This is a genomic window from Brucella haematophila, from assembly GCF_005938105.1.
Classification (GTDB): domain Bacteria; phylum Pseudomonadota; class Alphaproteobacteria; order Rhizobiales; family Rhizobiaceae; genus Brucella; species Brucella haematophila.
In genome coordinates this window covers 129,731-154,242 of sequence record NZ_VCPE01000013.1, presented here as the reverse complement: position 1 = coordinate 154,242, position 24,512 = coordinate 129,731, and the positions used below count along the sequence as shown (strand labels likewise).

Here is a 24,512-nt window from a genome sequence, read left to right as displayed (position 1 = left end):
AAGCGCATGGATGTTGGAAGTCTAATCGTATTTCTTTTTGTCGGTCTCGTCGCAGGCTGGCTGGCCGGCAAGGTCGTGCAGGGTGGCGGTTTCGGCATGATCGGCAATATTATTGTCGGCGTGATCGGTGCGTTCTTTGCAGGCTGGCTTTTGCCGCGCCTCGGCTTTTCCGTCGGCGGCGGTATCATTGCCTCGATCATCAATGCATTCATCGGCGCGGCAATACTTCTGATCATTCTGCGCATCGTCAAACGCGTCTGAGGATCAGTTCCATTTCTTGCAAGACCCGGCTTTGTCGAAGCCGGGTCGGTTCCTTTCCCGAAGTCCAGTGAAATGACACCGAATTCCAAACTGTCGCTCGGTCTGGTTCTTACCGCATCGGCTGGTTTCGTTGATGCGATAGCCTTTCTGCAACTGGGCGGTTTCTTCGCTTCCTTCATGAGCGGCAATACCACGCAGCTCGGCGTCGCACTCGCGGGGCAACCCGGCGTTCAAGGCTCCGTGCTGGTCTGGTTTCCCGCGATCCTCATCATATTGTTCTTCCTTGGCGCGTTTTTCGGCACGCTGACCGTGCGTGCCTATGGGCGCTGGGGCAGCCTCTATGTGATGGCCAGCGTCGTGGTGATCTTGCTGGCAGTGGGCGTGCTACGGCGGGAGGGATCGATGTTCATCCAGCCGGTGCTGCTGCTCGCCGCCGCCATGGGCGCGCAGAATGCCGCCGTACAGCCCATAGGCGCGGCGCGCCTTGGCGTGACCTATGTGACCGGAACGCTTTTCAATGCCGCCGCCGACCTTGCCTGTTCGCTGCGCGGCGAAACGCCAAAATGGCGCTGGTTGCAGCATGTTTCCGTCTGGCTGGCCTTGATGCTCGGCGCAGTTGCAGGTGGCCTCGGCCATGCGTTCATCGGCCTTGACGCATTGTTCGTTCCGGCGGCGATGATTGTTGGCGTGATGGTCGCCTATATGCGGCTCAATTGAGCATGCCTTATTTCAGCTGAACAGCGATTTTTCGCCTTCCACCAGTTCGGAGATGAGGGCGGATACGGCTGTCACACGCCGCAATGTGCGGGCGGATTCATGATAGGCGAGCCAATAGGCGCGCCGGATCACCCGGTCGGGCAGAACCGGCACAAGATCGGGGTCTGCGCGGGCGATGAACGAATGCAGAATACCGATGCCCGCACCTGCGCGCACCGCTTCCACCTGTCCCAATGCGCTCGACACCTCGAAAGCCGGTTTCCAGTCACGGCTGATTTCGGGCGCATAGGCAAGCGACGGGTTGATGACCAGATCTTCCACATAGCCGATCAGGCGATGGTGGTTGAGGTCTTCTGAATTCTCCGGTGTGCCATTGGCTTCCAGATAGCTGCGATGGGCATAGAGGCCGAGCGTATAATCGACCAGCCTGCGCGCAATGAGCCGCCCCTGATCTGGACGTTCAACGGTGATGGCAATATCGGCCTCGCGCCGGGACAGCGAGAAGGAGCGCGGCACGGGCACCAGCTGGATGGTGAGGTCTGGATATTGCTGTGTCAGCCGGGCGAGGCGCGGTGCAAGAAAGGTCACGCCGAAACCGTCTGGCGCACCTATGCGCACCGTGCCCGAAACCGCGACATCCGCATTGCCAACCTGCGCGCGGGCGGACAGCATTTCCGCTTCCATGCGCTCGGCGGCGAGCAGAAATTCCTCACCCGCCTGCGTCAGTGTCGAGCCATTGGTGCGGCGTGTCAGAAGCGTGGTGGAAAGCGCAGTTTCAAGCGCCGTCAGCCGCCGCGCCACAGTGGTGTGGTTCAGGCCAAGCCGCTTGGCTGCACCCAGAATCTGGCCCGAGCGCGCCACCGCGAGGAATATGCGAATATCATCCCAGTTCATAATGTACTTCACCTGAACATGATCTTGTCCGAAAACCGCTTCGCACTTTTCGGGATCATGGTCTCTTGCCTGAACATGATCTTGTCCGAAAACCGTTTCACACTTTTCGGGATCATGTTTCGTACTATAAAAAATGCACAACGGATACGCTTTTCAGCGCCTTGCAATCATGAATTTGCAGAGTCAGGATAGGGGCAAAGATGAGGGCAGGGTGTGTCCTCATAAACGGTAATCAGGGAGGTTTCTCGATGCGCAATATCGGACATTTCATCGGCGGCAAGCATGTTGCTGGTAATAGCGGTCGCACCGCCGACGTTTTCCAGCCGCTCGACGGCACGGTACAGGCCAAAGTCGCGCTTGCCACCAAGGCTGAAGTGCGCGCCGCTGTCGAAAACGCCAAGGCTGCGCAGCCAGCATGGGGCGCGACCAACCCGCAGCGCCGCGTTCGTATCCTGCGCAAGTTCCTTGAACTCGTTGAAGCCGAATATGACAGCCTGGCCGAACTGCTGGCGCGCGAGCATGGCAAGACCATTGCCGACGCCAAGGGCGACATTCAGCGCGGTCTCGAAGTGGTGGAAGTTTGCCTCGGCTCCGCACATATGCTGAAAGGCGAATTCACCGACAATGCCGGTACGGGCATCGACACCTATTCCATGCGCCAGCCGCTCGGCGTCGTTGCCGGCATCACGCCGTTCAACTTCCCGGCCATGATCCCGCTCTGGAAGGCCGGTCCGGCGATTGCCTGCGGCAATGCTTTCGTTCTGAAGCCGTCCGAGCGTGACCCGGGCGTTCCGATGCGTCTGGCTGAACTGTTCATGGAAGCCGGTCTGCCTGCCGGTATTTTCAACGTCGTCAATGGCGACAAGGATTCTGTTGATGCCCTGCTCGACGATCCGGACGTACAGGCCATCGGCTTCGTTGGTTCCACGCCGATTGCCCAGTATATCTACGGTCGCGGCTGCTCGAACGGCAAGCGCGTGCAGTGCTTTGGTGGCGCGAAGAACCACATGCTCATCATGCCGGATGCCGACATGGACCAGACTGTCGATGCGCTTATCGGCGCTGGTTATGGCTCGGCTGGCGAACGCTGCATGGCAATTTCGGTTGCTGTTCCTGTCGGTGAAGACACCGCCAACCGCCTGATGGAAAAGCTCATCCCGCGTGTTGAGTCGCTCAAGATCGGCCCATCCACCGATAATTCTGCCGATTACGGCCCGGTTGTCACGCAGGCCGCTCTTGATCGCATTCGCGGCTATGTCGATCTCGGTGTCGAAGAAGGCGCGAAGCTGGTCGTTGATGGCCGTAACTTCAAGATGCAGGGCTATGAAAATGGCTTCTACATGGGCGGCTGCCTGTTCGACAATGTGACGCGTGATATGCGCATTTATAAGGAAGAAATCTTCGGTCCGGTTCTCTCGGTCGTTCGCGCCAAGAACTACGAGGAAGCGCTCGCTCTGCCGAACGATCATGAATATGGCAATGGCGTCGCCATCTTCACCCGCGACGGTGATGCAGCTCGCGATTTCGCAAGCCGCGTGCAGGTTGGCATGGTCGGTATCAATGTGCCGATCCCGGTTCCGATCGCGTACTACACCTTCGGCGGCTGGAAGGCTTCCGGCTTCGGCGACCTCAACCAGCATGGTCCGGATGCATTCCGCTTCTATACCAAGACCAAGACCGTCACCTCGCGCTGGCCGTCTGGGGTTAAAGATGGGGCTGAGTTCGTCATCCCGACGATGAAGTAACCCCAGACGATTCTTTACGTTTGCGCGTCCTCGCTTCGCTGCGGACGCACGGCGTGGGGTTAAGGATGGGGCTGAGTTCGTCATCCCGACGATGAAGTAATTAGGCGTCTTAATAGTCGCGATATCTGATACGAAACCCCGCCTTTGAGGCGGGGTTTTTCTTTCGCCGGTGGTTTCCGGTCTTTTGCGGTAGGATTCCTTGTCCGACTGTGCTACGGCGACGCTGTCCCCTTTCCTGAACGCAAAACGCTTCAGCAACGAAGAGACCGTTTCCTATGGCTGTCAGCTCAAAGCATATTCCCGCTCCCGATCTTCATCGGGTGCGCCGCGCCCTCCTTTCCGTTTCCGACAAAACTGGTCTGATCGAATTCGCCAAGGCGCTTCATGCGCATGGCGTCGAGATACTCTCGACCGGCGGTACGGCCAAGTCCATTGCCGCAGAAGGCATTCCGGTTCGTGACGTTTCCGAAATCACCGGCTTTCCCGAAATCATGGATGGGCGCGTCAAGACGCTGCATCCGGCAGTCCATGGCGGTCTGCTCGCCGTGCGCAACGATCCGGAACATGTTGCCGCGATGGAAGAGCACAAGATCGGCGGCATCGATCTTGCCGTGATCAATCTCTATCCGTTCGAGGAAGTCCGCTTCCAGGGTGGCGACTACGACACCACGGTTGAGAATATCGATATTGGCGGCCCGGCGATGATCCGCGCTTCGGCCAAGAACCACGCCTATGTCGCAACTGTTGTCGATCCGACAGATTATGACGAGGTGGTCACCGAGCTTGAGAAGCATGGCGGTTCGCTGCCGCTCGCTTTCCGCAAGAAGCTTGCTGCCAAGGCCTTCTCGCGCACTGCGGCTTATGACGCGGCGATTTCCAACTGGTTCGCTGAAGCCATTGAAGAAGAAACGCCGGTTTGGCGTTCGGTTGCAGGCAAGCTGCATTCGGTCATGCGCTATGGTGAAAATCCGCATCAGACCGCTGGTTTCTATCTCTCGGGTGAAAAGCGCCCGGGCGTTGCCACGGCAACCCAGCTTCAGGGCAAGCAGCTTTCCTACAACAACATCAATGACACCGATGCAGCTTTCGAACTCGTCGCGGAGTTCGATCCGGCGCGCACGGCAGCTGTCGCCATCATCAAGCACGCCAATCCGTGCGGCGTGGCGGAAGGTGCATCGATTAAAGACGCTTATCTGAAGGCATTGGCCTGCGATCCAGTGTCGGCTTTTGGCGGCATTGTTGCCCTCAACAAGACGCTGGATGAAGACGCTGCCGAGGAAATCGTCAAGATTTTCACGGAAGTCATCATCGCTCCAGATGCAACGCCGGGCGCACAGGCCATCGTTGCCGCCAAGAAGAACCTGCGCCTGCTGGTGACGGGCGGTCTTCCCGACCCACGCGCCAAAGGCATTGCCGCGAAAACGGTTGCCGGTGGCTTGCTGGTTCAGTCGCGCGACAACGGCGTTGTCGATGATCTCGACATCAAGGTCGTGACCAAGCGCAGCCCGAGCGAAGCCGAACTGAACGACATGAAGTTCGCTTTCCGCATCGCCAAGCACGTGAAGTCGAACGCCATCGTCTATGTGAAGGACGGCGCAACGGTTGGTATTGGCGCAGGCCAGATGAGCCGTGTCGACTCCGCGCGCATCGCCGCCCGCAAGGCGGAAGATGCGGCGGAAGCTGCCGGTCTCGCAGAGCCGCTGACCAAAGGTTGCGTGGTCGCTTCCGATGCGTTCTTCCCGTTTGCAGACGGTCTGCTTTCGGCTGTGCAGGCGGGCGCCACGGCTGTGATTCAGCCCGGCGGATCGATGCGTGACGAAGAAGTGATCGCTGCCGCCGATGAGCATGGCATTGCCATGGTGATGACCGGGATGCGTCATTTCCGCCATTAATTCATTGGCTTACAATTTGAAAACGAGCCCCGAAACGAAAAATTTCGGGGCTTTTTGTTTTCGTTGAGTTTCGAATTGTTTCGTTTTAAATTCATTTATGAACTATTCCGCAAGTGCGGGCATGTTTTGCCTCACAGGGAGGATGCCAGGGTATGAGCGGAGATATTCATCACCGGATGTAAACTGAAAGCGTTTTACAGAAAGATATTCGACGGGAGGATACCGTGAGTACGAAGCAATTTATCGGTTCCATCGATCAGGGAACCACCAGCACGCGCTGCATCATTTTCGATCAGCGCGGCGATATCATCGCCATGGATCAGCGTGAGCATGAGCAGATCTACCCCAAGGCTGGCTGGGTTGAGCACAACCCGGTTGAGATCTGGCGCAACACGCAACACGTCGTCGCCGAGGCGATGAAAAAGGCCAGGCTGACGGCAGCCGATATCACCGCTGTCGGCATTACCAACCAGCGCGAGACAACGCTGCTCTGGGACAAGGCCACTGGCCAGCCGCTTTACAACGCGCTGGTCTGGATGGATACGCGCACCGCCGACCTCGTGGCGCAATATATCAAGGATGGTGGCGCCGATCGTCTGCGTGCCAGAACCGGCCTCCCGATCACCACCTATTTTTCCGGGCTGAAACTGCGCTGGATCCTCGACAATGTTCCAGGCGCCCGTGAAAAGGCAGAGGCTGGCGAGGCGCTGTTTGGCACCATCGATACATGGCTGACCTGGAATCTGACTGGCGGTCCGAAGGGCGGCATCCACATTACCGATGTTACCAATGCCTCGCGCACACAGCTCATGAATATTGCCAGCCTGCAATGGGACGAGGAAATTCTGGACCTCTTCCATATTCCACGCGGCTGTCTGCCGGAGATACGCTCGTCAAGCGAGGTCTATGGCGAGATTACCGTCCGCTCCCTGAACGGTGTGAGGCTTGCCGGCATTCTTGGCGATCAGCAGGCGGCGCTTTTCGGTCAGGCCTGTCTTGAGCCTGGTGCGGCCAAGAATACCTACGGCACGGGCTGCTTCATGCTGATGAATACGGGCGACAAGCTCGTTTCTTCCAATTACGGCCTGCTGACCACCGTTGCCTACAAGCTCGGCGATGCGCCTCCGGCTTACGCGCTGGAAGGTTCCATCGCTATCACCGGCGCTCTGGTGCAATGGCTGCGCGATAATCTTGGCATCATTCGCAACAGCAGCGATATCGAAACACTCGCCCGTACCGTTGATGATAATGGCGACGTCTATTTCGTGCCTGCATTTTCCGGCCTCTATGCGCCGCATTGGGAATCGTCGGCGCGTGGCGTCATTGCCGGGCTGACCCGCTTTGCCAATAAGGGCCATATTGCCCGCGCTGCACTGGAAGCAAGCTGCTATCAGGTGCGTGAGGTGCTGGAAGCCATGGTGAAGGATTCCGGTGTCGAGATCAGCGAATTGCGCGCTGATGGCGGCATGACCGTCAACGATTTCGTCATGCAGTTTCAGGCCGATATTCTGGACGTGCCGGTGGTTCGCCCCAAGATTGTGGAAACCACGGCGCTGGGGGCTGCTTACTCTGCTGGTCTCGCCGTTGGCTACTGGAAATCCACGGAAGATGTCGTGGAAAATTGGCAGGTTGGTCATCGCTGGCATCCGAAGATGCCGAAGAAGGAGCGCGAAAGCCTTTTCGCTTCCTGGGAAAAAGCGGTGCAGCGTTCCCTGAACTGGGTGGATTGAAGCTGAAGCGCGGTCTTTGAGACCAGGCAGAATAGAGAATTACAAAGCTTTTTTGGCAGGCCGGTGGGCAATACGCGTCCACCGGATGAATTTCTGCAAACTGATTTTTCGGGATGAGATTATGACAAGTGGTTTTTTAGGCGAATTTCTCGGCACAATGGTGCTGATCGTGCTGGGCGACGGGGTCGTCGCAAATGTGCTTTTGGCACAATCCAAGGGACAGAATTCCGGTTGGATCGTTATTTCGGTCGGCTGGGGGCTGGCCGTGTTGTGCGGTGTGATGGTTTCAGTTGCAGCGGGCGCTGCCGGCCATCTCAATCCTGCCGTCACGCTGGCTTTCTATGCGGCAGGAAGTTTTCCGGCGGCGGAAGTGGTCCCCTATATCGCCGCGCAATTGCTGGGCGCTTTTGTCGGAGCCGTGCTGGTTTATCTTGCCTATCTGCCGCACTGGAAGCCGACTACGGATAAGGCGCTAAAGCTTGGCGTGTTTTGCACGGCTCCGGCAATCAGGAACATTCCGGCCAATTGTGTGACCGAAGTCATCGGCACTTTCGTGCTTGTCTTCGTCGTCATCGCCATCGGCGCGAAGGCTGTTGGAGCCGATGGCGTTCTCGGTCCTCTGATGGTCGGTCTTCTTGTCTGGGCGCTTGGTGTTTCGCTTGGCGGACCGACTGGTTATGCCATCAACCCGGCGCGTGATCTCGGCCCGCGCATCGCGCATGCTTTGTTACCGATCCCGGGCAAGGGTGGATCGGACTGGTCTTACGCATGGGTGCCCGTTGCCGCACCGATCATCGGCGGCCTGCTGGCCATTGGCGCGGCCAGCGCGGTCGGCATGATGTGAGCGAAGATCATGGAACTGGCGCGATCATTCTCGCGCCAGTTTTCAGGACGGCTGGCTGGCAGGATAGGGCGTTGCCTTTGCCAAAAACAGACCGGCGGCGAAAAACAGAACAAGCACCGCCATTCCAATTGCTGCTGATCCACTGATGGCCGTGACGGTGGCGACCAGAAATGGGGCCAGAAAGCTGGTTGCACGACCCGCCAGCGCATAAATGCCAAAATAGCGGCCTGATTCTTGCGGCAGGATACTGCGTGCAAACCATGAGCGCGACGATGCCTGTACCGGGCCGAAGGCCGCGCCGATCATCAGGCCATAAATCAGATAGGCATGTTCGGCAGGCGTCGAGAAAAGCCCGTGCGCGCTGCTTTCGACAAAGGGAAGCAATCCGAAGAATGTATAGTCGCGCCCTGTCGATACGATGCCGAGCGTGGCGAGCAGCAGCAGCACCAGCGACCCAATGACCACGGCTTTCGAGCCGAAGCGCGTATCCACGCGGCTGGCGGCAAGGCAACTGAAGATCGCCATCACATTGAGGATCATGCCGAAAAGGCCAATCTCGGTAATCGACCAGTGAAACATGGCTGCGGCATAGCCTCCGCCCAGCGCCAGCAAAGCGTTGACGCCATCTTGATAGACCATGCGGGCAATGAGAAAACGCATGATGCCGGAACGCTGACGCACTTCGCGCAGTGTGGTTTTCAGTTCCGAAAGACCATGGCGCAGCGCCTTGCGCAATGGTTCGCCCCCTGCCGAATCCGGTGTGAACAGAAACATCGGCAGCACGAACACCAGATACCAGAGTGCGGCAAGCGGTCCGGTGATGCGCGCATCTTCGCCGGTCGCAGGATCAAGGCCGAAGAGAGGGTCAATGCCGATGATCGTCTTGCCGGTCTGCGGAGATCCGGCCAGAAACAGCACGACAAAGATCAGCACGATCATGCCGCCGAGATAACCAAGCCCCCAGGCGATATTGGAGATGCGCCCGATATCCGCGCGCGGCACGAGACGCGGCATCATGGAATCATTGAAGACGATGGAGAATTCGGCAGCAATCGAGGCGATTGCAAAGGCCAGCAACACCCAGAACAGGCTTGCGCCCGGCGCGGCGAACCAGAGCAGCGACAGGCTGACGATCTTCAAAACGGCGAAGAAGCCTATCCAGGGTTTGCGTGCCCCCGTGCGGTCAGAAACAGCGCCCAGAACAGGCGACAGAATGGCGATGACAAAGCCTGCCGCAGCGATGCCGTAGCCCCACGCAACCTGACCGGCTTCGGGGTTCGCCGCCATGCGGGAGATGAAGTAGGGGCCGAAAACGAAGGTCGTGACAACGGTGAAAAACGGTTGCGCCGCCCAGTCGAACAGCATCCAGCCCCATATGCCGCGACGAGATGCATAGCTGCGTTCGCTGACTGCCTGATCGGTCAAATGCCACTCCCTTGCGAATGTGGCCGGAGCTTATACGGACCATGGTTGCCCGACAAGAAATGAAAAGGGCAGCTCTAAGCTGCCCTTTAAATTTTTGTTGTCGGTGCGGATTATTGCGCCAGATCCGACATCAAGCCCGCAGCAACCGCCAGACGCGAGACGGTGAGGTCTCCACCTTCGGTGAGCGCGACCATGCGGTTTCTCACCTGTTCGATCTGGACGCCGTCCGCATCGAGCCATGCCGCAGCCGGGTCTTTCTCCTTGGCGAAGCGCTTCAGAGCGGCGATGGTGATCCCGCGTGCGGCCTGCGTGATGGTCTCGCTGGCACGCGACAGAGCCAACCCGTCATAATAGTCGGTGACGGGGATAGACCGTGCCGCATCTTCGATGCGTCCGATGCGGAAGGCTTCCGACACGCCGAAATAGGCCTTGGCCGTTGCCACCAGATCGGCTTCCGCCAGATGCGCGATCAGCGCGATATCCGGCATGATGCCCGCAAGCTGGAGATTGGCGAGACGCTGGGCCAGCTTTTCCGGTGCACCCTTTTCAACGAAGGCGGCCTTGTCGGCACGCACAGCGTTGCGCAGGAATTCCGGCATCAGGCCTTCGAACCGCGGTTCCAGTTCGGCACGCGCCTTGACGATGGTGCCGACCAGCTCGGTGAGGTTTGCGCGGGTCGTATCGTTGCGCAGCACCCAAGCCGTCGTCGCCTGCAGCATTTCGCCGACGAGATGGTAGAACTGGTTCTGCACATCGCCAGGGACCTTGTTGTCCAGCGCGTCGATGGCGTCGTAGATCGCATCGATCTCGAAGCCGTCACGCACCGCCACATAGGCGCGAACGATATCCGAAGGCGACTTGCCGGTCGTATCGGCCAGACGGCTGATGAAGGTGATACCGCCGCGATTGATGACATCATTTGCCAGCAAGGTTGCAACGATTTCCCGCTTCAGACGGTGGCCGGAGATTTCCTCGGCATAGGTTTTGGCCATGCGCTTCGGGAAATAGCCGAACAGCAGCGACTGGAAGTAAGGCTCGTCGGGGAGTGCACTCGCCACCAGATCGTCGGAGAGCGACAGCTTGGCATAGGCCAGCAGAACCGCCAGTTCCGGACGGGTCAGCGGCTGGCTAGCCTTCTGGCGCTCAGTCAACAGCGCATCCGACGGAAGATACTCGACCTTGCGGTCCAGAAGCTTCCGGTTTTCCAGCTCCGCCATGAAGCGCGCCTGATAGGGGAGCTCCGCCAAACCCTGACGCTCACTCAGCGAAAGCGCCAGCGGCTGGAGATAGTTGTTGCGCAGCACCAGTTCCGAAACATCGTCGGTCATGCTGACCAGAAGCTTGTTGCGGGCAGGGCGCTTCAGCTTGCCTGAACGCATGGCGGCGGCCAGAGCAATCTTGATGTTGACCTCAACGTCCGAGCAGTTGACGCCAGCCGAATTGTCGATGGCGTCAGTGTTGCTGCGACCGCCGGCGAGCGCATATTCGATGCGTCCGCGCTGGGTCATGCCGAGATTGGCGCCTTCGCCGATCACGCGGGCCCGCACGTCCGAGCCGGTGATGCGAATGGCATCATTGGCGCGGTCGCCGACCTGTGCATCGGTTTCGCTGGAAGCGCGGATATAGGTGCCGATACCGCCGAACCATAAGAGATCAACCTGAGCTTTCAGGATGGTCGTCATGATTTCCTGCGGCGTTGCCGTGGTCTTGGCAAGGCCGATTGCGGCTGCTGCTTCGGCAGACAGTGTGATGGTCTTCTGGCTGCGGCTATAGACGCCACCACCCGACGACAGCTTCGAACGATCATAATCCTGCCAGCTTGATCGCGGCAGTTCGAACAGGCGCTTGCGCTCGGCAAAGCCGTCAGCCGGAACCGGGGTCGGATCGATAAAGATGTCGCGATGGTCGAAGGCCGCAATTAGCTTGATCTGCTCGGAAAGCAGCATGCCGTTGCCGAACACGTCGCCCGACATATCGCCCACGCCGACAACCGTAAACGGCTCGGTCTGGATATCCATGTCGAATTCACGGAAATGCCGCTTCACGGCTTCCCAGCCGCCACGGGCGGTGATGCCCATGCCCTTATGGTCGTAACCGGCAGAACCGCCCGATGCGAAAGCATCGTCCAGCCAGAAATCATGCGCCTGGCTGATGGCATTGGCCGTATCGGAGAAGGTGGCTGTGCCCTTGTCGGCGGCGACGACGAAATAAGGATCGTCATTGTCGTGACGCACGACATTTTGCGGCGGTACCACATCGTTGTCGTGGATATTGTCGGTGACCGAAAGAAGCGTCGAGATGAACACCTTGTAGGCGTCGCGACCCGCCTCAAAGACGGCGTTGCGGTCGCCGCCCACTGGCAGGCGCTTCGGATAGAAGCCGCCCTTGGCGCCGACCGGCACGATCACGGCATTCTTCACCTGCTGCGCCTTCACGAGGCCCAGCACTTCGGTGCGGTAATCCTGTGCACGGTCCGACCAGCGCAGACCACCACGTGCGACAGCACCGAAACGAAGATGCACGCCTTCGACTTCCGGGCCATAGACGAAGATTTCGCGATACGGGCGCGGATCAGGCAGTCCGTCGACGAGACGCGGATTGAGCTTGAACGCAAAGGTCACGCGCGGCTTGCCGTCACCATCCAGCGTATAGGCATTGGTGCGCAATGTCGCTTCAATCAGGTTGCGGAACCGGCGCAGGATCTGATCGTCATCAATGCTCGGCACGCCCAGAAGCGCTGTTTCGATGGCGTCGATCAGCTTCTTTTCAGCCGTATCACGGCGCTTGGCCGATGGGTTGAAACGCAGATCGAACAGCGAATAGAGGTCGCTGGCGATTTCCGGATAACGGTTGAGCGCGGCTGCGATGAAGCCCTGCGAATAGGCGATACCTGCCTGTTGCAGATAACGGCCATAGGAGCGCAGGATCATGATCTGACGCGCGGTGAGGCGTGCCGTCTGTACCAGCGCATTATAGCCGTCATTGTCGGCAAAGCCGTCCCAGACAGTGCGGAATACGTCTTCCAGCATTTCGCCGTCATCGGTGAGATCGACAGGAGCGCCATAGGCGTTGACGAGCTGCATGTCGTGAACATAGACCGGCGCCCCGTCTTTACCGGCTTGCGGCAGGTCGATGGTCTGTTCGCTGACGACGCGGAAGCCCATATTTTCCAAAAGCGGCACGCGCTGTGACAGCACGACCGGTGCACCGTGATGATAGAGCTTCAGTGAAACCGCATCTGGTCCATCGGTGCGATAGCGGTAAAAATCCACGAAAAGCGGCGCTTCCGGGCTGAGACCGGCAATGCGCTCGGCATCGACCAGCGCTTCCGGCGCGGTGAAGATTTCGCGATAGGATGGCGGGAAGCTTGCGGCCAGCGCCACGACGCCTGCATCGGCATTTTCCACGCTTTCACGCACCGCATCTTCCCAGGTGCGAACCATGGCGCGGACTTCCGCTTCCAGTGCTTCGCGGTCGATATGCGGGGTGGATCGTTCGTGACGGCGAATGACGAACTGAACGCGCGTCAGGCCGTTCTGCAGGAAAACCGGATGGAATTCAAAGCTGTCGCCGCCATAGACGTCGACGAGATAGCGGCCGATCTTTTCACGCACGACCGAGTCGTAACGATCACGCGGGATATAGACGAGCACAGTCGCGAAACGGCCGAAACGGTCGAGACGGGGAATGGCACGGACACGCGGACGCTCGCCAAGCGCGAGGATGAGTTCGGCATTGGCCGTCAGACTTTCCGTGTCGATCTGGAAAAGCTCATCGCGCGGATATTCTTCCAGCACATTGATCAGCGCCTTGCCCGAATGGTCTTCGCGGTTGAAGCCCAGATGCTTGATGACCGCATCGGCCTTCGAGCGAATGAACGGGATGCTGGCGACCGAGCTGATGTAAGCGACCGAGGTGAACAGGCCGACGAGGCGCAGTTCACCCACGGCTTCGCCCTTCGGTCCGAAGATCTTCACGCCGATATAATCGAGATAGGAGCGGCGATGCACCAGTGACAGCGTATTGGCCTTGGTGACGATCAGCGGTTCGCTGCTGTCGAGGAATTCCGTGACCTCACGCGGCGTTACCGTGTCGTCGTCATCCTTGCGCAAGACGCGCACTTCATTGTCGCCAAGGACGCCGAGCGGCTCCTTGATGGCGACGAGGCTGCGCTTCTTGCCCGAGCCTTCAAAGGCCAGTTCACGCATGCCGAGGAAGATGAAATGATCGTCGCGCAGCCATTCGAGGAAGGCGATGGCTTCGGGCATGGCGGCATTGCCGTTCAGCTCGTAAGCGCGCTTGTAATCCACAATGGCGTCATCGAGACGCTTCAACATCGGCTTCCAGTCGCCCACGGCAAAACGCACCTGACCGAGAACGCGCTTGAGCCCGTCCGTCAGGTCGGCCTTGGCCTGCTTGCCAAGCGCGGGGAGGTGAATTTGCACAAGGCTGACGCGCTCAACGCCCTTGGCGGGTGCGAGCTGCGATGCTTCGCCGAGAATGACCAGTCCATCCTTTTCCCGAGCAATATCGAGAACCGGGTGCACGACCATGAAAATCTGGCTGACGTGATTGTTCAGCTCGCCCAGAATGGAATCGAGCAGGAACGGCATATTGTCGTTGACGATGGTGATGACGCTTACCGGGCGACCATGGCGTTCGATACCGTTATCGACGCTGATGATGCTCTTGCCCTTGCGGTAGGATTCAAGCGCCGCATAGCCGTGGCGGGCAGAACTGTCGAGAGCTTCGGCGTCGTAAGCAGCCAGATCTTCTGGCGGAGCCCACTCGAAGAGGAGCTGTGAGAAGGCTGCCAGCGCCTTCGGCTTCCCCCCCTTTTTTTCCTCTTTGCTTGCCTTGGAATTCTTAACTTTGCTCGACCGATCCTGCTTTGCAGTCACGTCGGATACTCCTGTCATGATGGCAATGCGCGCCAAACTAGCAGATTAGACATTTGTTTCGATGACAAATCGCTGCGAATAACGAAAATTTTCCCGAAAAGTCAGAAAAATGGCATCTAATCCATTTAATTTGGAACAAAATATCGAAAACTTCGGGCAATTTTTCTAAAAATACCGGAGAAATTCACCGTGCACTACAAATTGGCCTCCGACGGCGGCGGGAATGGCTCCGCTTCGCCGCAATTCAGACCAAAGTCGAAGATGATTCTGAGATGCTGGAGCGGTTCCAGTTGGAACGGAATCGTGGAACCGCTCCATCCATTTTTTAAGCATTATCCTACGCAAAACCGCTACGCACTTTTGCTGGAAATGCTCTGGAGCCGTCAAAGTTCGATCAGATGATCGTCCAGTTCGTTAATATTGTCGGCGCCTGCGGGGAAGTGTTTTTCCAGTAGCGTGCCCGCCTGACCAATCGCCATGACGAAGCCTTCCGCCATCTGCGAGCGCGATGCGTGATGGATCAGCGTTGCGACAATGGCGTTCCATTCGTCCTGCTCGACACGCGCATGAATACCCGCATCGGCGATGACTTCGGCATAGTGCTCAGCCATGGAAACGAAGAGCAGAATGCCGGTGCGTTTTTCAGTGATGTGGACGTTGCGCGCCAGGAATTGTTGCAGTGCGTTGAGATGGGCGCGCTTGTAGCGGATACGGCGGGGCACCAGCAACATGCGGATCGATGGCAGGAGCCAGAGAACCAGCATGGCCGAAATGAAGGCGGCAAGAATGGCAAGGCCGAACATCGGCAGGCTGATATCAAACCAGTACCAATGCGCGAGCAAGGCGGCGATGACCGAAGCAAGCAGAATGCCGCAGGTAGCGACAAAACCGGCTGCGAAGAAATAGTCGTCGCTGCTGCGCGCCAGCACGGCGTAGATTTCGCCGCTGGTCTCGGCTTCTGCCTGCCGGATTGCCTCCGCAATGCGGGCATGGTCTTCAGCGCCAATCAGCGTGTGATGCTTCATCGTCGCGTCTCCCTACCAGCTACCCGAGGCGCCGCCGCCACCCGATGAGCCGCCGCCGCCGCCAAAGCCGCCGCCGCCACCGCCACCGCCGGATGACCAGCCACCGCCGCCGCCCCAGCCGCCGCCACGACCACCGGAGCCACCGCTTGAATTGGTGTTGATTGTCATGCCCAGCCATTCATAGCGACCGGGGCCGAGCTTGCGTCCGAAGATCGGGGCAAGCACGGCAAAGCCAAAACCGCCGAAGAAGATCAGGCACCAGAAGGTGATGAAGATAACGGCAACCCAGTCCACATCGTCCGAACTGGTTTGCGCATTGCGCTTGGCGCGCGCTTCAAGCTCGGCGGCGTCGCCGGAGAGAACGGAGAGAATGCCGTCCACACCCTGCACGATACCGCCGCTATAATCGCCAGTACGGAAGGCGGGAATAATGGTGCCGTTGATGATAACGCTCGACAGCGCATCGGTCATCGTGCCCTCAAGCCCGTAACCGACCTCGATGCGCACCTTGCGGTCGTTCGGCGCGACAACGAGCAAGATACCGTTGTTTTCCTGCTTCTGGCCGAGAGCCCAGCTGCGGAACAGGCGGTTTGAATAGGATTCAATGTCCTCGCCATTGAGGCTCGGCACCGTCACCACCACCACCTGATCGGACGACTTGGCTTCAAAATCCGCCAGTTTCTGGGTCAGCTGCTGACGCTCTGCCGGATCGATGATGCCCGCATTGTCCACCACGCGACCGGTGAGGGTCGGCGTCTGCTTCGTTGTGTCCTGCGCATAGGCAACCGAGGTCGGTTGCAGCGTCAGGACAGCGGAACACAGCAGAACGATGCATGCAAACAGGTATCGCGGCCAGTGAAGGCCGCGATGATCACGCGAAAATGCTGTGCCCGCCGCCACGGAAGCGACCGTCAGTTAAACTTGACTTGCGGTGCTGTCTGGCTGCCAGCATCAGCGCTGAAGGTCTGCATCGGCTGGGCGTCGCGATACCAGATCCAGGTCCAGATCATGGTTGGCATGGTCCGTAGCGTGGTGTTGTAGACGCGAACCGCCTCAATATAGTCGCGGCGCGCCACGGCGATGCGGTTTTCCGTGCCTTCGAGCTGCGATTGCAGCGCGAGGAAGTTCTGATTGGCCTTGAGGTCCGGATAGCGCTCGACCACCACCATCAGGCGCGACAGGGCGCTGGTGAGATTGGCCTGATTGTCCTGGAACTGCTTGAAGAGTTCAGGATTGTTGAGCGTTTCCGGCGTGATCTGCACCTGCGTCGCCTTGGCGCGCGCATCGATCACCGCTTGCAGCGTATCCTTTTCATGAGCGGCATAGCCCTTCACGGTCTCGACCAGATTGGGCACGAGATCGGCGCGGCGCTGGTACTGGTTCTGCACCTCGCTCCAGGCGGCCTTGGCCTTTTCCTCATTGGTCGGGATCGTGTTGAAACCGCATGCAGAAAGCAGCGGAACAAGAACGGCAAGACCAAGAGCAATGAAAATACGGCGGAAAGAAAAAGAAGAGGCAACCGTCGCAGCCGACATGGGTTTCTCCTGAAAAAGGACGCTTTGCCAAGCGCCCGAACACGGATGTCGTAGCCCGAATATTCGCAATCACGCAAATGCGAGCCGTCAAATCAATAAGATAGCGTAATTTCGCGCCTCGTCCAGTCCGTTTGGTGAGAGTATGCCATGCATGTCAACTCTATGTTGACTTAGTCAACACTTTAGATATTGATAGAGTCAACATAGGGAGGCGCCGCGCCATGGCGTATGAAGCGATGACGAAACCGGAAAACCGGGATGATATTGGCGCATTGCGCGCTTTCAATCGTGTCTATACGCGCCGCCTTGGCCTGTTGAACGCGCATCTCGACAAAAGCCCGTTCACCTTGACCGAGGCGCGTATTCTTTACGAAATCGCACATCGTTCCGCGCCGACGGCGGCGGATATCATGCGAGCGCTCGGACTTGATCGCGGCCAGCTCAGCAGGACATTGAAGCGCTTCACCGAGCGCGGCCTGATTGAGACGGAGCCGCATCCGGAAGGCGGTCGCAGCCGCCCCATTTTGCTGACCGAAACTGGCGGCAAGACATTCAGCGCTCTGGAGCGCAATACCTGCGAGGCCGTGGGCGAACTTCTCGATGGTTTAAATCCCGACCGCCGCCGCGATCTGCTGACGGCAACCGGTGCGATCATGCGCGTTTTTGACGAAGGTCAAACGGGGCAGGTGCTTTTGCGTGATCTCAAAGCCGGTGATCTCGGCTGGATCATTCATCGCCAAGCCGTTCTCTACACCGGAGAATATGGCTGGAATAATGATTACGAAGCGCTCGTCGCCCGCATTCTTGCCGATTTCACGCAGAATTTCGACCCCGCCCATGATGCAGCATGGGTTGCGGAAATCGACGGTCGCATCGTCGGCTCGGTCTTTCTGGTCAAGGGCGACCAGCCCAGGCTTGGCAAACTGCGTCTGCTCTATGTCGAGCCGGATGCGAGGGGTGCGGGTGTCGGAGCGAAACTCGTCAATGCCTGCATCGAGCGCGCACGGGCTGTCGGCGATGAGCGCCTCACACTCTGGACGAATAGTGTTCTAACGGCTGCACGGCGTCTTTATGAGCGCGCCGGATTCAAGCTTGTCGATGAAGCACCGCACCATTCCTTCGGTGTCGATCTGATTGGCCAGACATGGGAACTGGACCTCGCGGCAAGTCTTCCCGGACAAATGAAGGCCAGCGCATAAAAGAAAAGCGGCGGATTGCTCCGCCGCTTTCTCAAAACGCAAACTGCGCGAAAGATTATTCGCTTGCAGCAGCTTCTTCAGCCGGAGCAGCGGCAGCAGCAGCGGCTTCTGCAGCCTTGGCAGCAGCTTCTTCTTCAGCCTGCTTGGCCAGAGCGATACGCTCCTGAGCCTTCTTGCCTGGCTCACCCTTGGTCGGGTTGCTGCGAGCAGGACGCTTGGCAATGCCAGCCTGGTCGAGGAAACGCAGAACGCGATCGGTCGGCTGTGCGCCCTGAGCGATCCAATGCTGGATGCGGTCGGCGTCGAGCTTTACGCGTTCAGCGTCCTTGGCCAGCATCGGGTTCCATGCGCCAACGGTTTCGATGAAACGGCCGTCGCGCGGGCTGCGGACGTCGGCAACGACGACGTGGTAGTAAGGACGCTTCTTGGAGCCAGCGCGGGCGAGACGAATCTTGAGGGACATTTTTTCTTTCCTTTAGACAATTGTTTGGCCCTGACGGGCTATCGGTAGTTCTGCCCGTCGGGGCAATGGATCGAGCCGTTATCGGCTATTTATTTTCCGCTGTGATTGGCAGCGGCATGCTCATGATGCCGAATGACTTCCTTCACGATGAAGTTCAGGAATTTTTCGGCGAAATCGGGGTCGAGATGGGCATCGACAGCCAGAGCGCGAAGACGCTCGACCTGACGCTTTTCGCGAGCCGGGTCAGCCGGGGCAAGGCCCCGTTCGGCCTTCAGTACGCCCACTGCCTTTGTGCAGCGGAATCGTTCGGCCAGCATATGGATCAGCGCCGCATCGATATTGTCGATGGAGGCACGCAGTGACAGAAGTTCGGCGGGTGCAGTGTTCTGTTCGTCGCTCATAATGCTCACTTCTTCTTCGGCAGACCTGGAAGGCCGCCACCAAGACCCGGAAGCTTGGGTCCGCCCAAACCGGGGAGACCGCCGCCAGAAAGTCCAGGCAGGCCGCCGCCTTTCGTCAGACCGGCTGCTTCCGCCTGCTTGGCAAGCGCTTCAAGCTGCTTCGGGTCCATCTTCGACAGATCCGGCATGCCGCCGAGGCCGCCCATGCCGCCGCCCAGACCGCCAAGGCCCATCTTGCTGGCAAGACCGCCCATCATCTGCTTCATCATTCCGCCCTTGCCCTTGCCCATGACTTTCATCATGTCGGCCATCTGGCGGTGCATCTTGAGAAGCTTGTTGATGTCGGCGGCGTTGGTGCCCGAACCCTTGGCAATGCGCTGCTTGCGGCTGTGCTTCAACAGGTCTGGATTGGCGCGCTCAGCCTTGGTCATGGAACCGATAATGGCGAGCTGGCGGTCAAACACCTTATCATCGAGACCGGCTGCCGCGACCTGATCCTTCATCTTGCCCATGCCGGGCATCATGCCCATGATGCCGCCCATGCCGCCGAGCTTCTTCATCTGGCCCAGCTGGTCGGCGAGATCGTTGAGATCGAACTTGCCGGACTGCATCTTCTTGGCCATCGCAGCGGCTTTTTCCGCGTCGATGTTTTCAGCAGCCTTTTCGACGAGCGAAACAATGTCGCCCATGCCGAGAATGCGGTCGGCGATACGCTTGGGATAGAACTCCTCAAGCGCATCCATTTTTTCGCCGGTGGCGATCAGCTTGATCGGCTTGCCGGTGATGGCGCGCATCGAAAGGGCTGCACCGCCGCGACCGTCACCGTCCATACGGGTCAGAACGATACCGGTGATGCCGACGCGTTCATCAAAATTGCGCGCCAGATTGACGGCGTCCTGACCGGTCAGGCTGTCGGCGACGAGCAGAATTTCATGCGGATTGGCGGCCTTGCGGATATCCGCCATTTCCACCATCAGCGGCTCGTCAATATGCGTGCGACCGGCGGTGTCGAGAATGACGACGTCGTGGGCGCCAAGCTTGGCGGCCTGTACGGCGCGCCTGGCGATTTCAACCGGCGACTGACCGGCAATGATCGGCAACGTGTCGACACTGGTCTGGATGCCGAGCTGACGAAGCTGCTCCTGCGCGGCCGGGCGGCGCGTATCGAGCGAGGCCATCAGCACTTTCTTGCGCTGGCGCTCGGTCAGGCGCTTGGCGATCTTGCCGGTGGTGGTCGTCTTACCCGAGCCCTGCAAGCCGACCATCATGATGACGACTGGCGCTGGCGCATTCAGATCGATGGAGACGCCTTCGGTGCCGAGCATTTCGATAAGCTCGTCATGGACGATCTTAACGACCATCTGGCCGGGCTTGATGCTTTTCAGGATTTCAGCGCCGACAGCCTTCTCACGAACGCGGTCGGTAAAGGAGCGAACCACTTCCAGCGAAACGTCGGCTTCGATGAGCGCACGACGCACTTCGCGCAGCGCTGCCGTCACGTCGCTTTCAGAGAGAGCGCCGCGTCCGGTGAGGCCGTTCAGGATGGAGCCAAGACGCTCCTGAAGTGATTCAAACATCGCGTTTCCTTATATCCGGGAGTAGGCGGGAGGCTTATCCGGGATAGATCGTCCCGCGTGTCTGCCAGTTCAAGAAGCACCCAAAGCGGTACAGCACCCGAGGGCGCAACGCGCTGTCGGATGTGGACCTCCGGGATCGCTTTATACCATAATGGGTCCCGGTCGGTGGCTCGCGTTCTGAAGATCGCGGATAGATTGAGGGGTGGATTAGGACTCGAAGCGCGGAATGTCAAGCAAAACTCGGTCGTTTTGCCGTTCTTTCACCCGATTTAGCGCATATCCGCCGATGACATTACAGTGTGGGAATGGCAAATTCCCGCATAAGGCGAATCAATTTCGCGGACAGTTCACAGCAGATCACTCACTAAGGAGATAAGAATGGCGTTGACTGCCAAGGGCCGGATTTGGGCGGCGACAGTTCTTGCAGCGGGCATGTTTGCGGGTGCAGGTGCGGCGGAAGCCGCACAATGCGGCAATAATGCTGCGGGTTACAATGCGTGGCTGCAGCAGACCCTGAAGGAAGCGCCATCGCGCGGTGTTGGCAAGGCCGGCCTCAGCGCGCTGGCCAGCACCAAATATGCGCAGGCTACCATCAATGCCGATCGCAACCAGAAGAGCTTCAAACTCTCCTTCGAAGACTTCATGAAGAAGCGCGGCGCGGATACGATCATCAAGCGCGGCAAGGCCATGAAGGCGCAGAATGCAGCTCTCTTCGCCAATATTGAAAAGCGCTATGGCGTTCCTGCCGGTCCGCTGATCGCGATCTGGGGCATGGAAACCGGCTTTGGCAACTATCTGGGCAAGCAGCACACGGTTTCAGCCGTTGCAACGCTGGCTTATGACTGCCGTCGTACCGACTATTTCACCGAACAGCTCTATGCTGCTCTCAAGCTCGTCGATCAGGGCGATCTCAGCCCGCAGGCTGTCGGCGCCATGCATGGTGAAGTTGGCCAGACCCAGTTCATGCCGGCTAACGTCCTGAAATACGGCGTCAGCGGTTCGGGCAGCGCCCATTTCGACCTGAAGAACAAGGCGGACGCTCTTCACTCGACCGCCAACTTCCTGGTCGGTCACGGCTGGAGCCGCGGCGCTGGCTACCAGCCGGGCGAGCCGAATTACGGCGCGATCCAGGGCTGGAATGCAGCGCAGGTTTACCAGCGTGCTATCGCCGTCATGGGCAAGGCTATCGACGGGAACTAAAGGGCATATGGAGCGCTGCTGAAGCGCTCCGTATGTTCTGGAACTAAAAAAGCCCCGGTCAAACCGGGGCTTTTTATTGCCGTCTGGCAAGAATTACAAAATGGGCTCGCCAGCTTCAGGGCGTTTGAAGTCGCCCGTCTGGTGATCCATCACCCAAAGCTCGCCGGTCGAAATATCGAACCACGCGCCATGCAGGCTGAGCTTACCCTTCTTTTCCAGAATATCGACGCAAGGGAAGGTGCGCAGATTATTCAGCGAATAGCGGATCGAAATGCGCTCCAGCGCTGTCTGGCGCTCGGTCGGCGTCATCAGGCTGTTGCCGCCGACGGCTTCAGCCGCTGGCGCAATCAGGCTCATCCATTTGCCGATGAAATCACCGGGCGACAGAGGCGCGCTTTCCGTATCGAGCGCAGCCTTGATGCCGCCGCATCGTCCATGGCCCATGACCACGATATGCTTCACCTTGAGGCTTTGCACGGCAAATTCCAGCGCAGCCGATGCCGCATGAAACTCGCCATCGGGCTCGTAGGGGGGGATGAGATTGGCAACATTGCGCAGGACGAAGATTTCGCCGGGCGCAGAGTTGAAGATTGTTTCGGGAGCAGCACGGGAATCGCAGCAGGCAATAACCAGAGTTTCCGGTGATTGTCCTTTTTCCGCCAGTTCGCGATAGCGCGCGGTTTCCCGTGCGAAATGCTCCGTCATGAAGGTTTTGTAACCCGAGAGGAGTGTGTCCGGAAGATCAGCCATGGCGTTCCAATATCCTTATCGAAAACCGAGATCAATCAAAATGATCAGGCCCATATCGTCATTCGCAGACCGTGTGCATCATGCTCGGCATGGGCAGGATGTGCTCGGGCTTTGCCGTGCGTATAACGTCTGGCCACGAGAAACATGGCGCAGGCGTCGAGAAAGTCATCATCTTTCGCGCCTCGCGGAGCGCGCAGACTGACAAAATTTTCCGGCAGGCCGCGACGTATCAGCAAGGCTTGGCGTTCCGCCATGCCTTCCGGATTGACAAGGCCTTTAATTTTCTTGGGCAGCGTCATGGCGCTGGGACCACTGGGCCCGCCGTTCAGCATGGCGAAGGCGAGTTCGGGGTGAGATTCGATTACACGCTCGCGCAATTCTGGCTCGCTGCGCAGAACCGTGTCTAGTTCGCGGATTTTCGGGAACAGCCCGAAAGCCTGCCGGGAAACCTTGCGTGGCGGATCGGACCGCTCCAGCGAACGCGCGCAGCTTTCGCGATAGTCTTCGGCATAAACGGCTTCGCGTGGCGGAATGGAAAAGAGGCTCGACTGTCTGGCACCAAGATGCACCCGCGCTGCGCGTTCGGCTGCCCGTGTGCCTGTTTCGGGCAGCCCGATCGGCATGTCGACCGCGATGGTGGCATTGTCCGGCAGCGCTGCAATCAATGCGGCAAAGCTACGGAAGACGTCGGCACGCATGCTGCTGCCTTCACCTGATACAGCGATCCAGCCGCCGGGGCAGCCATCGACGCCAGCAACGGGCGTCGCTTCACGCGTCAAGCGCGCAATCCCTTGGTTGGGTGCACAAGGCGTCGCGTCTGCACCATGGCCATGGGCGTGGCAAGGCTGGAGGCGTCAGCTTCCAGCATCAGCTCATCGGCGCCGCGTTTTGCCGACCGCGCCATGATCTCGAATACGGCAGCCGTGGTGCTCTGCAAGGTCTTTTCTTCCGACTGCCCGGAAAGGCGGCGTGCGAGAAACACAGCCGAAGTCAGATCACCAAGTCCGTTGGTCGGACCATCCACACGGCGGTGCTCGGCCATCAGCGCCATGGTCGGCGTCAGCAATATATTGCCGATACTGCCCGCCATCAGCGGGAAGGCGGAAGTAACCAGCATGGTGGCCGGTCCGGCGTCCAGTGCAGCTTCCATCAGCGATTTGTTGTCTTCCAGTGGCACGCCGGTCAGCCAGGACAGTTCGAACCGGTTGGGTGTTGCTATATCGGCAAGCGGCATGAGCTTGTCGCGGATGCCGATAGCGGTTGCCTCCGGCACATAGAGGCCTTTCTCGTCACCAATCACCGGATCGCAGAGATAGACGGCGTTCGGGTTTTGGGCCTTGACGCCCTTGACCAGCTCGGCAACGGCTGCCGCCTGTTCCGGGTGGCCAAGATAGCCGGTCAGGATTGCGCCGACTTCACCAAGCCATGGAGCACGCTGAAGATCCTGCATCAGGCGCAGAAACTCTTCCGGCGGCGGCACGATGCGCCCGGCAGGGCCATGGCCGGGATGCCAGGGCAGGACCACGGTTGGCACGGCCCAGACTGGAAACCCCAGTGTTTCCAATGCGAAGACAGCGGCTCGGTTGCCCACCGAACCGCGCACGACATGGCTTGAAATGACAATAACGGTTGTCGCGTCCGAAGGCGCAGAAAGCGTCATGTTAGACCTAGCTTTGCATGAGATAAAAGACGAGCCAGACGATGATCGCCAGCGTGATGAGAAGGCCGAGGGTTCGTCCGATGCGGGTGGCCCAGATTTCGATATGGTCGTTTTCCGGTGTGTCCCCGGCAGCAAGGTGATTGGCTGTGCGGGCAAAACCGCGACGGACGAGGCCGTCCGCCCCGGTTTGTTCGCGGTCCAGCCGATCCAGAATACGGCGCGCTTCTTCCTGGCGCTCGCGTCCCGGACCGCCGGCATCCTCGCCTATGCCAGCCTGCTGGCGTTCACCCATG

21 protein-coding genes are annotated in these 24,512 nt (G+C 58.9%); 8 read left to right on the top strand and 13 right to left on the bottom strand.

The annotated features are described in order from the left end of the window. Positions 1 to 6: 6 nt before the first annotated feature. The gene (locus FGI60_RS18825) at positions 7 to 261 is read left to right on the top strand and encodes a GlsB/YeaQ/YmgE family stress response membrane protein (RefSeq protein ID WP_078340905.1); all 255 of its coding nucleotides are present in this window, start codon (positions 7 to 9) and stop codon (positions 259 to 261) included. 72 nt (positions 262 to 333) lie between these two features. Further along, positions 334 to 978, top strand: coding sequence for a YoaK family protein (locus FGI60_RS18820; RefSeq protein ID WP_138786483.1), 645 nt, complete (start codon positions 334 to 336; stop codon positions 976 to 978). A gap of 12 nt (positions 979 to 990) precedes the next feature. On the opposite strand, the gene FGI60_RS18815 is transcribed toward FGI60_RS18820, so the two are convergent. Continuing rightward, positions 991 to 1,872 carry a LysR family transcriptional regulator gene (locus FGI60_RS18815; RefSeq protein WP_138786482.1) on the bottom strand — a complete coding sequence of 294 codons (882 nt, stop codon included), beginning with the start codon at positions 1,870 to 1,872 and terminating at the stop codon, positions 991 to 993. Between the two features lie 248 nt (positions 1,873 to 2,120). Here FGI60_RS18815 and FGI60_RS18810 point away from each other — a divergent pair, with 248 nt between their 5' ends. The 4 genes from FGI60_RS18810 (at position 2,121) to FGI60_RS18795 (ending at position 8,083) form a co-directional block, all read left to right on the top strand. After that, positions 2,121 to 3,617, top strand: coding sequence for a CoA-acylating methylmalonate-semialdehyde dehydrogenase (locus FGI60_RS18810; RefSeq protein ID WP_078340903.1), 1,497 nt, complete (start codon positions 2,121 to 2,123; stop codon positions 3,615 to 3,617). Positions 3,618 to 3,892: 275 nt separating this feature from the next. Beyond that, entirely contained in the window at positions 3,893 to 5,509 is a 1,617-nt protein-coding gene (purH, locus tag FGI60_RS18805) for a bifunctional phosphoribosylaminoimidazolecarboxamide formyltransferase/IMP cyclohydrolase (protein WP_138786481.1), read from the top strand. 224 nt (positions 5,510 to 5,733) lie between these two features. Beyond that, entirely contained in the window at positions 5,734 to 7,239 is a 1,506-nt protein-coding gene (gene glpK, locus FGI60_RS18800) for a glycerol kinase GlpK (protein ID WP_138786480.1), read from the top strand. 121 nt (positions 7,240 to 7,360) lie between these two features. Continuing rightward, positions 7,361 to 8,083 carry an MIP/aquaporin family protein gene (locus FGI60_RS18795; RefSeq protein ID WP_138786479.1) on the top strand — a complete coding sequence of 241 codons (723 nt, stop codon included), beginning with the start codon at positions 7,361 to 7,363 and terminating at the stop codon, positions 8,081 to 8,083. A 42-nt stretch (positions 8,084 to 8,125) separates the two neighbouring features. Here FGI60_RS18795 and FGI60_RS18790 read toward each other — a convergent pair whose 3' ends face one another. From FGI60_RS18790 to FGI60_RS18770, 5 genes are all read right to left on the bottom strand, one after another. Then, positions 8,126 to 9,448, bottom strand: coding sequence for an MFS transporter (locus tag FGI60_RS18790; protein WP_374844145.1), 1,323 nt, complete (start codon positions 9,446 to 9,448; stop codon positions 8,126 to 8,128). Between the two features lie 170 nt (positions 9,449 to 9,618). Continuing rightward, positions 9,619 to 14,409, bottom strand: a complete 4,791-nt coding sequence (locus FGI60_RS18785; protein WP_138786507.1) for an NAD-glutamate dehydrogenase — start codon at positions 14,407 to 14,409, stop codon at positions 9,619 to 9,621. Between the two features lie 383 nt (positions 14,410 to 14,792). Then, positions 14,793 to 15,434, bottom strand: coding sequence for a TPM domain-containing protein (locus FGI60_RS18780; protein ID WP_138786477.1), 642 nt, complete (start codon positions 15,432 to 15,434; stop codon positions 14,793 to 14,795). Between the two features lie 12 nt (positions 15,435 to 15,446). Continuing rightward, the gene (locus FGI60_RS18775; protein ID WP_407921692.1) at positions 15,447 to 16,277 is read right to left on the bottom strand and encodes a TPM domain-containing protein; all 831 of its coding nucleotides are present in this window, start codon (positions 16,275 to 16,277) and stop codon (positions 15,447 to 15,449) included. 68 nt (positions 16,278 to 16,345) lie between these two features. Beyond that, the gene (locus tag FGI60_RS18770) at positions 16,346 to 16,969 is read right to left on the bottom strand and encodes a LemA family protein (protein ID WP_138786475.1); all 624 of its coding nucleotides are present in this window, start codon (positions 16,967 to 16,969) and stop codon (positions 16,346 to 16,348) included. 221 nt (positions 16,970 to 17,190) lie between these two features. Here FGI60_RS18770 and FGI60_RS18765 point away from each other — a divergent pair, with 221 nt between their 5' ends. Further along, positions 17,191 to 18,168 (top strand): bifunctional helix-turn-helix transcriptional regulator/GNAT family N-acetyltransferase, encoded by a 978-nt coding sequence (locus tag FGI60_RS18765; RefSeq protein ID WP_374843722.1) that lies wholly within the window; start codon positions 17,191 to 17,193, stop codon positions 18,166 to 18,168. 55 nt (positions 18,169 to 18,223) lie between these two features. On the opposite strand, the gene rpsP is transcribed toward FGI60_RS18765, so the two are convergent. The 3 genes from rpsP to ffh form a co-directional block, all read right to left on the bottom strand. Further along, positions 18,224 to 18,631: a 30S ribosomal protein S16 gene (gene rpsP / locus FGI60_RS18760; RefSeq protein ID WP_078339574.1), complete on the bottom strand. Its 408-nt coding sequence runs from the start codon at positions 18,629 to 18,631 to the stop codon at positions 18,224 to 18,226. Positions 18,632 to 18,720: 89 nt separating this feature from the next. Further along, positions 18,721 to 19,032: a chorismate mutase gene (locus FGI60_RS18755; RefSeq protein WP_078339573.1), complete on the bottom strand. Its 312-nt coding sequence runs from the start codon at positions 19,030 to 19,032 to the stop codon at positions 18,721 to 18,723. Between the two features lie 5 nt (positions 19,033 to 19,037). Then, positions 19,038 to 20,609, bottom strand: coding sequence for a signal recognition particle protein (gene ffh, locus FGI60_RS18750; protein WP_078339572.1), 1,572 nt, complete (start codon positions 20,607 to 20,609; stop codon positions 19,038 to 19,040). A 378-nt stretch (positions 20,610 to 20,987) separates the two neighbouring features. Between ffh and FGI60_RS18745 the strand changes: the two genes are divergently transcribed. Next, positions 20,988 to 21,809, top strand: coding sequence for a lytic murein transglycosylase (locus tag FGI60_RS18745; protein WP_138786474.1), 822 nt, complete (start codon positions 20,988 to 20,990; stop codon positions 21,807 to 21,809). 93 nt (positions 21,810 to 21,902) lie between these two features. Here the strand turns inward: FGI60_RS18745 and FGI60_RS18740 are convergent, their stop codons facing one another. The 4 genes from FGI60_RS18740 to FGI60_RS18725 are packed head-to-tail and all read right to left on the bottom strand — an operon-like array spanning position 21,903 to position 24,511. Next, on the bottom strand, positions 21,903 to 22,559 hold the full coding sequence (locus tag FGI60_RS18740; protein WP_078339570.1) for a carbonic anhydrase: 657 nt from the start codon (positions 22,557 to 22,559) through the stop codon (positions 21,903 to 21,905). Between the two features lie 44 nt (positions 22,560 to 22,603). Further along, positions 22,604 to 23,338, bottom strand: a complete 735-nt coding sequence (locus tag FGI60_RS18735) for a DUF429 domain-containing protein (RefSeq protein WP_138786473.1) — start codon at positions 23,336 to 23,338, stop codon at positions 22,604 to 22,606. Continuing rightward, the gene (gene pdxY / locus FGI60_RS18730; protein ID WP_078339568.1) at positions 23,335 to 24,219 is read right to left on the bottom strand and encodes a pyridoxal kinase PdxY; all 885 of its coding nucleotides are present in this window, start codon (positions 24,217 to 24,219) and stop codon (positions 23,335 to 23,337) included. Before pdxY ends, FGI60_RS18735 begins: the two co-directional genes overlap by 4 nt. A 7-nt stretch (positions 24,220 to 24,226) precedes the next feature. Next, positions 24,227 to 24,511, bottom strand: coding sequence for a hypothetical protein (locus FGI60_RS18725; RefSeq protein WP_138786472.1), 285 nt, complete (start codon positions 24,509 to 24,511; stop codon positions 24,227 to 24,229). Position 24,512 lies beyond the last annotated feature (1 nt).

Excerpts from the sequence above, each read along its gene's own strand:
- FGI60_RS18825 (WP_078340905.1), top strand. The coding sequence starts at position 7 with ATGGATGTTGGAAGTCTAATCGTATTTCTTTTTGTCGGTCTCGTCGCA.
- FGI60_RS18820 (WP_138786483.1), top strand. The coding sequence starts at position 334 with ATGACACCGAATTCCAAACTGTCGCTCGGTCTGGTTCTTACCGCATCG.
- FGI60_RS18815 (WP_138786482.1), bottom strand. The coding sequence starts at position 1,872 with ATGAACTGGGATGATATTCGCATATTCCTCGCGGTGGCGCGCTCGGGC.
- FGI60_RS18810 (WP_078340903.1), top strand. The coding sequence starts at position 2,121 with ATGCGCAATATCGGACATTTCATCGGCGGCAAGCATGTTGCTGGTAAT.
- purH (WP_138786481.1), top strand. The coding sequence starts at position 3,893 with ATGGCTGTCAGCTCAAAGCATATTCCCGCTCCCGATCTTCATCGGGTG.
- FGI60_RS18795 (WP_138786479.1), top strand. The coding sequence starts at position 7,361 with ATGACAAGTGGTTTTTTAGGCGAATTTCTCGGCACAATGGTGCTGATC.
- FGI60_RS18790 (WP_374844145.1), bottom strand. The coding sequence starts at position 9,448 with ATGCTGTTCGACTGGGCGGCGCAACCGTTTTTCACCGTTGTCACGACC.
- FGI60_RS18780 (WP_138786477.1), bottom strand. The coding sequence starts at position 15,434 with ATGAAGCATCACACGCTGATTGGCGCTGAAGACCATGCCCGCATTGCG.
- FGI60_RS18770 (WP_138786475.1), bottom strand. The coding sequence starts at position 16,969 with ATGTCGGCTGCGACGGTTGCCTCTTCTTTTTCTTTCCGCCGTATTTTC.
- FGI60_RS18765 (WP_374843722.1), top strand. The coding sequence starts at position 17,191 with ATGGCGTATGAAGCGATGACGAAACCGGAAAACCGGGATGATATTGGC.
- rpsP (WP_078339574.1), bottom strand. The coding sequence starts at position 18,631 with ATGTCCCTCAAGATTCGTCTCGCCCGCGCTGGCTCCAAGAAGCGTCCT.
- FGI60_RS18755 (WP_078339573.1), bottom strand. The coding sequence starts at position 19,032 with ATGAGCGACGAACAGAACACTGCACCCGCCGAACTTCTGTCACTGCGT.
- ffh (WP_078339572.1), bottom strand. The coding sequence starts at position 20,609 with ATGTTTGAATCACTTCAGGAGCGTCTTGGCTCCATCCTGAACGGCCTC.
- FGI60_RS18745 (WP_138786474.1), top strand. The coding sequence starts at position 20,988 with ATGGCGTTGACTGCCAAGGGCCGGATTTGGGCGGCGACAGTTCTTGCA.
- FGI60_RS18740 (WP_078339570.1), bottom strand. The coding sequence starts at position 22,559 with ATGGCTGATCTTCCGGACACACTCCTCTCGGGTTACAAAACCTTCATG.
- pdxY (WP_078339568.1), bottom strand. The coding sequence starts at position 24,219 with ATGACGCTTTCTGCGCCTTCGGACGCGACAACCGTTATTGTCATTTCA.
- FGI60_RS18725 (WP_138786472.1), bottom strand. The coding sequence starts at position 24,511 with ATGGGTGAACGCCAGCAGGCTGGCATAGGCGAGGATGCCGGCGGTCCG.